We start from the raw sequence: 10,809 nt of genomic DNA, 5'->3' as shown, positions 1-10,809 counted from the left end.
AACAAGTAATATACGAGCAAAACCAATAGAGGGGGGCGATAAGCCTCCTTTTTTATGCGTTAGACTTTTGGATATAGCATGCTTTCTTCACGATAAGTTGTTATCGTGTCAAAAATAATATTTCCCCTCATGAAAGTTCGCTTTCAAAATTTCTCGGCCAAGGCAATGCAGCACGTTACAGATAAAAAGATAAAGACGCTTCAAAACTGCGAAGATGAAGCTATTCACCTAATCGAAAGTGTTCAAAGCTTTGGTTACGTTATAGCGGTAGACCCTGAAACTAAAAAAATTCAGGTGGTTAGTGAAAACATCAATGAGCTATTTAAAGTCAGTATCACTGCGGGTGAAACTCTTATTACTGAGCTCATCGATACGCCTTCCGAAGATGCACCAACCTTTCAAAGTATCTATCAAAGCGTTAAAGGCGGGAATACACGCCGAGCGTATCAATGGAAATTTGCCGAAAACGCACTTTGTTTAGACAATTGGGAAAAAGAGGGCAGTGGTGTCGCGTTCGATTCAAACGGCTTACTCGTTATTGAACTAGAGCCTACCCCTCAGCTTAGTTATGAAGCCGCCCAACAATGGGTACCGATGGACGTAAATATTCGCACATTGCTTCCCGATGTGGATGGGTGCGAGTCTATCAGTGATGTTGCAGACGCCATTGCGGGCGTATTTAAGCGCTACATAGGGTTTGATTCGGTGATGGTTTATCAGTTCGATAAAACCTATAGCGGAGAAGTAATTGGCGAAGCAAAATTCCCAGGGTCTCGCTCTTTCAAAGGTTTGAAATTTCCCGCATCTGATATTCCTAGCCAAGCCCGGGCGCTGTACTTAAAAAATCGCGTACGTTGTGTATTTGACGTAGAACAACCCCCTATTGCTTTAATACCAACTGTGCAAGAAGCAGAGCGACCGCCAATGGATTTATCCATGTCTATGGTTCGTTCAGTGTCGCCGGTTCATATCACTTATCTTAAAAATATGGGCATACGTTCATCGTTTTCCGTGTCCCTTGTGTTTGAAGGTAAACTTTGGGGGTTACTTGCTTGTCACAATAACGAGCCTAAATATATCGACCAAAAAAAGCGTTTGGTATGCGAATCCCTCGGTCATCTCTATGCGTGGCAGCTACACACTAAAGCCTTGCATGAAAAGAAAGAACAGTTTCAAATTCGCCAACGTAAGCTAAACACTATTATTCATCAGCTTACTGGCTTTGCTAACCCGCTTGAGGCGATAACCCAAAAAGAAAAAGGCCTTTTGGATGTAGCCAATGCATGTGGTATGGCCGTTATTACCCCTGTAGATAAATATTTAGTAGGTAAAACGCCCTCTGAACAAACATTAACTCGCCTTCTCGACAAATTCGTTATTCCAAACTCTGAAGAGTCAATTGCTATTAGCAAGCTGGCGGAAGAAGTGTCCGAACAATGTGACCTTAATGGCATTCGCGGCATGTATATTTCCTGTGTATCTGCCAAGCTTGGTTACTACACGGTTTGGTTTAGAGAGCAAAAAGACAAAACTATACGATGGGCGGGCCGCGAAGCCGCGAACAAAGATGTTGGTAAGGTACTAACACCTCGTAATTCCTTTGATATGTACTTACAAAGTGTTGCTGATGAGTCGGTAGAGTGGAGCGAGGATGATCAGCTTATTATAGAAGGTTTTGATCATCTATTTATACCTTACGCGCTAAGCCTGAAAGCGTCGCTCGACAAGCAAATTAGTAAATTAGAAGAGTTAGATAAAGCTAAAGATCAGTTTTTGGCGAGTATTTCCCATGAACTTCGTTCGCCCCTTAATTCTATTGTAGGTTGGACCGACTTAGCTCTGATGGATGTGACGAATGTCGATAGAATGTCTGACGCATTAGGCGTTATCAAACGCGCTGCGTCTACACAGGCTGCCTTAATAAATGACATTTTAGATTTGTCGCGCATTATCTCCGGCACTATGAAATTGAGTACGCATTCATTAAATATCGCTGGGTCTATATTTGAAGTCGCTAAATCATTCGAAGCGGGCTTTGCCAGTAAAAATATTCAACTTTCAATCAATTGCGAAGACGAACATACTCAAATTCTGGGTGATAATTTGCGTATTAAGCAGGTGATAAACAATCTGCTCAGTAACGCTCTTAAATTTACAGCAAAAGGCGGAACCGTACATGTGCGGGGGCGAAGAGAACATTCAAATTACTTGTTTCGTGTAAAAGACAACGGTAAAGGAATGACCCAAGATCAGATAGCACGGGTTTTTGAACGCTTTTACCAAGGTAAAGACTCTCATAACAAACTCGGCTTGGGGCTGGGTTTATCTATTGTAAAGAGCTTGGTTGAAATGCACGGCGGGGAAATTCGTGCCGAAAGTGATGGGCCAAATTCCGGGACTACGTTCTTTGTGTCTTTGCCTATTGCTCCTCTTAGTTTGCACGATGACATTATCGAAACCAAGAATAGTGAAATCAGTGATTTGACCGAGTCTTTGCGTCTAAGCGGTTTACGAATTTTGGTAGCAGAAGACGAGCAAGACGCCCGTGACTTTATAAAGCTGTTTTTAGAGTCTAACGGTGCCCGGGTCAACGTAGTTAAAAACGGGCTACTCGCATGGAAAGAGCTAAACGATATGCCCGAAGCTTTCGATCTATTACTGTCGGATATTGGCATGCCGGAAATGGACGGGTTAGGCCTAGTATTGAAAATGAGGGCAAGCGAAATCCCAGAGATTGCAAAGCTCAACGCTGTGGCGCTTACTGCTTATGCCTATACCTCTGATCGCGTTAAAGCTCTTAAAGCTGGCTTTAATAACTATGTGTCAAAACCGGTAGATGGCGAAGAATTGCTGACAATTTTGGAAATGTACTTGCCAGAAACGACACACTAACGCAGATGACTCCCAGTCTTTTTTGCAACCTTTGATCAGCAGTATTACGAGGATAGAGCGCGAAGATAGAGCGTTAACAAAGCTGACGCATATCTTTGAATAGGTCGTTTAGTTTAAGCAACGACAGGTATGCTTTGTAGTGTAGAAGTCGCGTAGTCGACTTCGTGCTTCTCTACCTAATTTAATGCCTTTCAACGCTCATTGCTTTCAAAGTTCACTGAAGTCAAAATTCATCTACCAGCGGCGAAGTAATAGCTGGTAGGTGGTTTTATCTAACAGCGACTCGCGAGGCGACGAACTTTCTTTATCAGGAAGGGCAGCACGCGCTTCCTCAAGCGATGCATATCTATCCCCGTCAATATAAAACGCGCTAGCTTCAGATGTAGGTTTACCGTCAAGGGAATAGGCGGTGTTTAACAAGTCTGACGTGGTAGTTATGTTGCTGTGCCCGATAAAGTCGGCAACGCCATCGCCATTCACATCTTTGGTGAGCCAAGCTAAATCAAGTGGCTGATTCAATTCCCCCGAATTCTGCATTGTCGACACAGCCTGGTTGAATTGCGCAATAATCCTTTCAGCGTTAGCAACATTTTTGCTGATAGCTATTTGAAATCCGGTTTTTGCTAATGGTTTTGCTGAAAAGTGCAGGGTTTCTTCATTATCGTTAGCCAGCAGTATGTTTAGCTCGCGCGCAAGCAGCTGGGTGGTAATTAAGTAAGGCGCTCTATCGTCGGCAAGTTGGCGAAATGCATCAAACGTAGTGGGGTTGCGTGACCACTTTATATCTTTCAGCAGTCTGAATGATGGCGTATTCGCAAAGCGATTTTCAATAGCGACCCGGTTGTCTTTTAAATGAGGAAAAAGCTTTATTGCCTCAACGTCCGCCTCTTTACTTACCGCGTAAAGGTAAATGGGTAAGTAGATATCGGATAGAACATAGTTGCTGCTGTCCTCGCCCAAATTAACGTAGGCAAATTCACCGTCTAGCTTACCTGTCAGTACAGAACTGCCCAAAAAAGCTTGTCGCATAACCTGAAGTTGGATATCCAGCTCCGCCTTCTGAAACACCTTTTCGAGCAGTGTATTAACTCGAGCAGGCTCCCCATCGTCGCTTATGTAGGTCTCGAAGGAAGCTGCACCTAATTTGGTAGGGGCGGCATGTAATTGCGAAACATTAAAACAACAAAGGACTAGGCTTATGCCTAATAAAGAAAGACGTTGAGTGAAAATAGAGAGCGAGAACGCGCTGAATCTTACCAAAGGTGAACTCCGAACTGCCGTCATACATTTACTACACTGTAATGCAGTTAGTCGCTTAATTCCAATAAACACGTACTGGCTTAAATTAACAAAATGTAAGCGACATCAATATATTGAGTGTAGTGTCCACGTTTATACTAGCTTTTATTGAGTAAAGTCATTCGTGACGATAAGCCGGTTTCATTACCAGCTTAACGTCACGAACTTGATTGCATGCATATACGCACGCTTAACATAGGCGCTCAATAAAAACGTTTATTCTCCAAAGCTTCCCGCAGGACCTGGATAAACCACTACGCTTTCAACACCGTCCTTGTTAACGCTGGCTACGCCAAAGAAGTAGTTGTCGATAACAACGTTCTCAAGCATGGCCTCGGTGACGTTACCCACATATTTACTGTATTCCCATTGCGGAGCATCAGTATGACGCCAGTATACTTTGTACCCTTTAAGTTGAGGGTTCTCTTCAGCGTCTAGTGCATCCCACTTTAAAAATGTTGAAGGTTGAACTGCACCGGCAATTTCTACATTTGCAGGTGGATTCGGTGCCCACGCCATTGCAGCAAGTGAAACAGCATTAAGGCCAGTAAGTTTGGCAGCGTAATCAAAGTCGACGCCATCCAAGGTGTCACCATAGGCAATACCGTCTTCTACGCGAAGATCTTGATGCTGGCGGGTGTAGTTTTCGTTAGTTTCCATAATACGAATACCCGGATAGCCCAAGTCGTTGAACGGGCGGTGATGGCCGCCACGACCAAAACGGTCCAAACGATAAATCACCATCGTGTCTAAGTTCTCAATATACTGATCGGCAATTTTATCGATGTAACGGGCAAGGTTACGGCTTGGTGAGTCAACTTCACCCCCGGTGAAACGTCGCATGCGCGCTTCCTTATCCGTTTCGGTTACGCGTGTACCTTCAGCAAACAAGCGAGCGGTGGTGTTGTTAATCACACCGTTAACCCCTTCGATATTGCCTATCATGTCATTATTGAGCACGGCTTTAATTCGCCAGCCGTCTTCCTTGGCTTGGTTTGCCATAATACGCCCGCCGAAAAGCCCTTGCTCTTCACCAGATAAAGCAGCATACACGATACTGCCGTTAAACTTGTATTTGGATAGTACTCGCGCAGCTTCAAGGGTACCGGCAACACCAGAGGCGTTGTCGTTTGCCCCTGGTGAGTCAGAGGTGAAGTCCATTACATCAGACACCCGTGAATCGATGTCGCCTGACATGATGACGTAACGGTCTGGATCGGTGGTACCGCGTTGTATCGCGATAACGCTAACCACTTCTACTGGGTCGGGAATACGTTTTTCTCCGCTGATGACTTCCGACTGGTAGTACACTTCTAAGCAGCCACCACACTCGGCGGAAATTTTATCAAATTCAGATTTAATCCAACGTCGCGCAGCACCAATACCACGAGTATCGGACTCGGTTTCAGAAAGGGTATGGCGTGTACCAAAGTTCACCAGCGTAGTAATGTCTTTTTCAATGTTTTCAGCAGAGACATTTTTGGCAATATCGTAAAGTGCTTGCTGCTGCTCGCTTTGTGCGTGAGTAGAGAATGACGCTGTGCTACTTACCAATACAGCTGATGCCAGTACTTTCGTTAATTCAGTTCTTATTTTTGCACTTATACTGGCTAGTGCGGGTCGGTTTTTTATCATTGTTATCTCCTGTTTTTATTTTTTCACCATAACGAATACGTGGCAAAGCTACAATTAGAGTAAACGTGTTTAATGGTTGGTCATCGCAAGGCATCGCGATTGAAAAACGGAGTAAGACGCTGGGAATGAAAAATGACTTTAAAAAAACAAAAAAGCCGGCATTCGCCGGCTTTCAGAATATGGGTTTACGCTAGCGCTTAAATAAACGCAAACGCGTCGCCAAACAGGTTCTCAACTTTTAAGCCGCGTTGTGTAAAATCATCGCGTACAACTTTGGCCATTTCAAAACGACCTGCAACGTAAACCTGAATATTGGCAAAGTCAGCGTGGTCTGCCATTACCGCATGGTGTACCCAGCCCGTTCTGCCTTTCCATTCGTCGCATGCAAACTCTACAACCGGCACAAAAGTGAAGTGATCGTTAGTTTCAGCGAGCTCAGTTAGCTTGTCAGCTAAGTACAAATCAGCCGCGTGTTTTCCACCCCAATAAAGGGTAAGTGGTGTCTTATCACCGCTGTTAAGATGCTCTTGCAGAATAGAGTAGGTATATGAGAAGCCAGTACCACCAGCAATAAGCACCATAGGCAGGCCATTACTTTGCAAAAAGGCATTGCCATTACCTACGTTTACGGTAATTTCGCCATCCGCACGCATGCGCTCTAGCACTTCACCAGCGTAGCTGTTGCCAGGCTCTGCGCCAATGTGTAATTCAATGCGGCTATTATCAAATGCGGCATTGGCAATAGAAAATGGACGCATATCTTTTTCGCCCATTACCACCATGGCGTACTGACCCGCTTTAAACTCAACAGGGCTTTCTGGCGTTAATTCGACTTTTTGAACCACTTCGGTTAAAGGCGTGATGCTTGCAACCTTACACTTAATTTCTGACATGTATTCTCTTCTAACCTTCTTGCTTAGCGTGTCGCCTTTTCATGCGCTTAAGAAAAGCGCTTGCTTCTATACAAAATAAATAGCGCTAAAAATAGTCGCTACATAATACCAAGACTGTCCCAAATATCATCAACGCGTTTTTTAACGTCTTCGTCCATCACAATAGGTACGCCCCATTCTCGGTCGGTTTCGCCCGGCATCTTGTTTGTTGCATCCATGCCCATTTTAGAGCCTAGCCCTGAAACCGGTGATGCAAAATCCAAGTAGTCGATAGGCGTATTTTCTATCATTACCGTGTCGCGGGCTGGGTCCATACGGGTAGTGATGGCCCAAATAACATCGTTCCAGTCACGCGCGTTGACGTCGTCATCGCACACTATCACAAATTTGGTGTACATGAACTGGCGCAAGAACGACCACACACCCATCATCACCCGTTTCGCATGCCCAGGGTATTGTTTCTTCATCGTCACTACTGCCATACGATAAGAGCATCCTTCAGGCGGTAAGTAGAAGTCGACAATTTCAGGGAACTGCTTTTGCAAAATAGGCACAAACACTTCGTTTAGCGCAACACCTAAAATAGCTGGCTCATCTGGTGGACGGCCTGTATAGGTTGAATGATAGATAGGATCTTTACGATGGGTAATATGCGTTACCGTAAACACAGGGAAGTCATCGACTTCATTGTAATACCCGGTGTGATCGCCGTATGGACCTTCAGGCGCTGTTTCATCTTGTGCAATATAACCTTCAAGCACAATCTCGGCACTGGCAGGTACTTGTAAGTCGTTACTAATAGACTTAACTACTTCGGTTTTATCACCACGTAGTAAACCTGCAAAAGCATACTCGGAAAGGGTGTCTGGTACAGGGGTAACCGCACCTAGAATAGTAGCGGGGTCTGCGCCAAGTGCCACAGATACCGGGTAGGGTTCGCCCGGGTGTGTTTGACACCACTCTCGAAAATCAAGGGCGCCCCCACGGTGTGACAACCAGCGCATAATAAGTTTGTTTTTGCCGATAACCTGCTGACGGTAAATGCCCAGATTCTGACGCTTCTTATGCGGCCCTTTAGTAACACTCAAACCCCATGTTACCAAAGGCGCAGCGTCACCGGGCCAGCAGCGCTGTACCGGAATTTTTGATAAGTCTACGTCGTCACCGGTAAGCACCACTTCCTGACAAGGGGCTTTTTTAAGGACTTTGGCTGGCATATTAAGCACCTGCTTAAATACTGGCAGCTTCTCCCAAAGATCTTTCAGCCCTTTAGGCGGCTCAGGCTCTTTCAAATAAGCCAGTAGCTTGCCTACTTCACGCAGTGCTTCAACAGACTCTTGACCCATGCCCATAGCTACGCGCTCTGGTGTACCAAATAAATTTGCCAATACGGGCATGTCGTGATTTTTAGGGTTTTCAAATAACAGTGCAGGGCCGCCGGCACGCAACGTCCTGTCGGCAATTTCTGTCATTTCAAGGTCGGTATCAATGGGCTGGGTAATGCGTACCAATTCACCTTTAGCTTCTAGCTGGCGAATAAAGTCGCGTAAATCTTTGTACTTCATCAGTGCAGGTGCATCCACAAACTCAATTTAAGGCAAGAATATACTATTTAGCGCCAAAGTCCGATCAGTAAGCGCTGTGTTTACACGATTAAACGTTTTACAGATAAATTACGCTTTACAGAGGTGCCATTTGGGTGTGATATAAGAAAGCGTTAAAAATATTAACAAATCTAGGGCTAATAGTGCTTTGGTGTGTGCGCTTCGGTATAGGTTGTTAACATAGTGCTTTGCTGAGGTGTTTTACAGTGGCCAGCGTGCTAAATCCCTACTAACCCTTTTGCCTAAGGTGGTTACATGAGTTCATTCGATCAGGACATGTTAGACGAATTAAATTTGTTACTGAAGTTTCCAACAGACAGCCTACTTCAAGGTTTAAAAATTCATCACGATGCCAGCCAAAGCATGGTGAACGCAGCATCTAGGCTATACTCCAAAGGCCTAATTACCCAGCCAGACGGTGGTTACCTAACTGATTTAGGTATTGACCTAGCCGATCACGCCCGCCATATCCAATCGGCCATGTGCCCACGAAAAAGTAGCCACTAAAAGCAAGATGCTGGCGTACGGTTAAATGCATGTGGTCAGCATAAAGTTGAAAGCAGATATTAGCTGGCCGCAAACGCTCATGTGTCCATTCGTAAAGAAAAGCATGTCTTGGTTAAGATAATCTATAATTAGTCGATACCTTAACTAAGACATTGTAATCAACACATACTCTTTTGCTATGAAACGTATTCTACACACAGCCTTATTTATCTGCGCGACTGTCACGGGTTTTTGCGCTCATGCTCTTGAAGGGGAAACGATTGAAGAGCTTCGCGCAGTTCAGCTTTACAGCCAAGATGCCTTAATCGATATGATTAATGCCAATACGCATTTAGACAAAGTCGTGGCTGATCGATGCCAATTAGTGCAAGACATTGAAGCGCGTGCAAACGTGTTGAAAGTACCGGCCTACCAGTTTTTATGGGGAGATATGCTGGCATGGGGCGTGTGCGTAGACGCTGAACCTGCCCGTGGTATTGGCTACATGGAAGATGCCGCGAATCAAGGTTTGCCAGCAGCACTAGAGCAACTTGGGCGTTACTATGCCAAAGGCACACTCGTACAGCAGGATAAATCTCGCGCCGTGGTGTATTTACGAGAAGCCGCTGCGCTTAAAAACCTAAAAGCGCAAATTCACTTGGTTGAGTTGTTTTTGGACGGTTATGGCAGTCCTTACGATTATGAAGACGCATACCACTGGCTTTATAACTCGGTGACCAACGATAAAAAGCAGCATCAGCAAATTGCGTCTTACCTCGCTCGCTTAGAAAAATTAATGCACCCGAAAGCCGTGCGAGAGGCAAAGCGGCCTTTGGATAGTTAAAAGCCACAAGTGGCGAGGTGATAACGAACACCTGCAGGCAACTAAAATCTTAAGGGCAGAAAGGCTGGCAAACACAACAAGCCAGCTTCGGCAAAAGTGTATTTATGTCCGTAGCACATCTATGTCTTTACGTAGGCTTAACGCTTACGCCAGCCAGTAAGCATAGGGCGAACTAACTGAATATTACCCATACGTTGTACAGCAAACACGGAAGCAATATGCACCAACACACAGCCGTACAATACATCAGCCATAATACTGTGTATCCATTCCAGCGTGCTATTTCCAAACAGTGCGTCTATTTCTTCCATCATAAAACCGGTAATACCTAACCCAAGCAAAAGGGCAATAACTGCCATCACCATAAGCCAGCCAAAAGGATTGTGGCCATGAGTACGTGGGATTTGTTTATGCTTTAAGTGCTGAAGATGTTCTCTAAAGGCCTGCTTGCTTAGCGAAATAGTGGAGAAGCTAGCGTAATCTGCGGAGCCCTTCTTGTTGGGATTAGCTGAACGTAAGCCCCAAGCAACGCGTATAGATATAAGCGCTACGCCCACATAGCCCGCGATTTCATGAAAAAGCCGGCCTGGCTCTACAATAAAGTAGTTGGTGATAAAACTTGCAACAATGCCCCAGTGGCATACGCGCACTACCCAATCCCAAACATAAATATCTGAACCCGTGTCTTTAGCTTTGTGCATTACGTGACTTTCTCAGGGTAAAACAAAAACGCTGCAATAGTTTGCAGCGTTTTTATCAAGTTTTAAAGCAAGCGTTCGATGAACCGTTTGCTAAACAGAATTTAGTGCATTTCTTTTTTAACAATGCTGCCATCAACAGGGTTAAAGTAAATCTCTACTTTGTTCTCTTCTTTATCGAAGCCGTAGATTTCGTAGCAGTTACCGCCTGTCACTTTAAATTCGTTGATTTTGTAGCCTTGCGCTAACAGCTGAGCCTGAAACGCATCTTGGTTTTGCCATTCAGCTTCCGGCGCAGTAGTACACTGAGTGGTGCCGTGCTCTGCACTACATGCACTTAATAAGGTCGCGGCGCCAATAGCAGTAGCCATCATTAATTTTTTCATTGCAGTCTCCGTTTCGCTTTTTATTTAAAAGTTCTTTCTATCCTACTTAAATATTGTACTGACATTGTTCTT

Annotated in this window: 9 protein-coding genes; 3 read left to right on the top strand and 6 right to left on the bottom strand. The window is 44.8% G+C overall.

Annotated features, from left to right (window positions below; genetic code table 11):
* Window positions 1–165 precede the first annotated feature (165 nt).
* The gene (locus tag F0261_RS05370) at window positions 166–2,892 is read left to right on the top strand and encodes an ATP-binding protein (protein ID WP_171337404.1); all 2,727 of its coding nucleotides are present in this window, start codon (window positions 166–168) and stop codon (window positions 2,890–2,892) included.
* 234 nt (window positions 2,893–3,126) lie between these two features.
* Here the strand turns inward: F0261_RS05370 and F0261_RS05365 are convergent, their stop codons facing one another.
* The 4 genes from F0261_RS05365 to ubiD form a co-directional block, all read right to left on the bottom strand.
* On the bottom strand, window positions 3,127–4,152 hold the full coding sequence (locus tag F0261_RS05365) for an ABC transporter substrate-binding protein (RefSeq protein ID WP_075177825.1): 1,026 nt from the start codon (window positions 4,150–4,152) through the stop codon (window positions 3,127–3,129).
* A gap of 255 nt (window positions 4,153–4,407) precedes the next feature.
* Window positions 4,408–5,826 (bottom strand): M28 family metallopeptidase, encoded by a 1,419-nt coding sequence (locus F0261_RS05360; RefSeq protein WP_171337403.1) that lies wholly within the window; start codon window positions 5,824–5,826, stop codon window positions 4,408–4,410.
* Window positions 5,827–6,023: 197 nt separating this feature from the next.
* Window positions 6,024–6,719, bottom strand: coding sequence for an NAD(P)H-flavin reductase (gene fre, locus F0261_RS05355; protein ID WP_014977536.1), 696 nt, complete (start codon window positions 6,717–6,719; stop codon window positions 6,024–6,026).
* 98 nt (window positions 6,720–6,817) lie between these two features.
* Window positions 6,818–8,284 (bottom strand): 4-hydroxy-3-polyprenylbenzoate decarboxylase, encoded by a 1,467-nt coding sequence (gene ubiD / locus F0261_RS05350; RefSeq protein ID WP_014950926.1) that lies wholly within the window; start codon window positions 8,282–8,284, stop codon window positions 6,818–6,820.
* 294 nt (window positions 8,285–8,578) lie between these two features.
* Here ubiD and F0261_RS05345 point away from each other — a divergent pair, with 294 nt between their 5' ends.
* Together F0261_RS05345 and F0261_RS05340 are read left to right on the top strand one after the other, a co-directional pair.
* Complete coding sequence (locus F0261_RS05345) at window positions 8,579–8,830, top strand: TIGR02647 family protein (protein WP_014950925.1); 252 nt, start codon at window positions 8,579–8,581, stop codon at window positions 8,828–8,830.
* 178 nt (window positions 8,831–9,008) lie between these two features.
* Entirely contained in the window at window positions 9,009–9,653 is a 645-nt protein-coding gene (locus F0261_RS05340; RefSeq protein WP_014950924.1) for a tetratricopeptide repeat protein, read from the top strand.
* A gap of 137 nt (window positions 9,654–9,790) precedes the next feature.
* Here F0261_RS05340 and F0261_RS05335 read toward each other — a convergent pair whose 3' ends face one another.
* Entirely contained in the window at window positions 9,791–10,354 is a 564-nt protein-coding gene (locus tag F0261_RS05335; protein ID WP_014980447.1) for a cytochrome b/b6 domain-containing protein, read from the bottom strand.
* A 101-nt stretch (window positions 10,355–10,455) separates the two neighbouring features.
* Window positions 10,456–10,737, bottom strand: coding sequence for a PepSY domain-containing protein (locus F0261_RS05330; protein WP_014950922.1), 282 nt, complete (start codon window positions 10,735–10,737; stop codon window positions 10,456–10,458).
* Window positions 10,738–10,809: the final 72 nt, after the last annotated feature.

This window comes from Alteromonas sp. 07-89-2, from assembly GCF_013113925.1.
Lineage (GTDB): Bacteria > Pseudomonadota > Gammaproteobacteria > Enterobacterales > Alteromonadaceae > Alteromonas > Alteromonas macleodii.
This window is presented reverse-complemented; position numbering and strand designations above follow the sequence as displayed.

Excerpts from the sequence above, each read along its gene's own strand:
- F0261_RS05340 (WP_014950924.1), top strand. The coding sequence starts at position 9,009 with ATGAAACGTATTCTACACACAGCCTTATTTATCTGCGCGACTGTCACG.
- fre (WP_014977536.1), bottom strand. The coding sequence starts at position 6,719 with ATGTCAGAAATTAAGTGTAAGGTTGCAAGCATCACGCCTTTAACCGAA.
- ubiD (WP_014950926.1), bottom strand. The coding sequence starts at position 8,284 with ATGAAGTACAAAGATTTACGCGACTTTATTCGCCAGCTAGAAGCTAAA.
- F0261_RS05330 (WP_014950922.1), bottom strand. The coding sequence starts at position 10,737 with ATGAAAAAATTAATGATGGCTACTGCTATTGGCGCCGCGACCTTATTA.
- F0261_RS05345 (WP_014950925.1), top strand. The coding sequence starts at position 8,579 with ATGAGTTCATTCGATCAGGACATGTTAGACGAATTAAATTTGTTACTG.
- F0261_RS05335 (WP_014980447.1), bottom strand. The coding sequence starts at position 10,354 with ATGCACAAAGCTAAAGACACGGGTTCAGATATTTATGTTTGGGATTGG.
- F0261_RS05360 (WP_171337403.1), bottom strand. The coding sequence starts at position 5,826 with ATGATAAAAAACCGACCCGCACTAGCCAGTATAAGTGCAAAAATAAGA.
- F0261_RS05370 (WP_171337404.1), top strand. The coding sequence starts at position 166 with ATGCAGCACGTTACAGATAAAAAGATAAAGACGCTTCAAAACTGCGAA.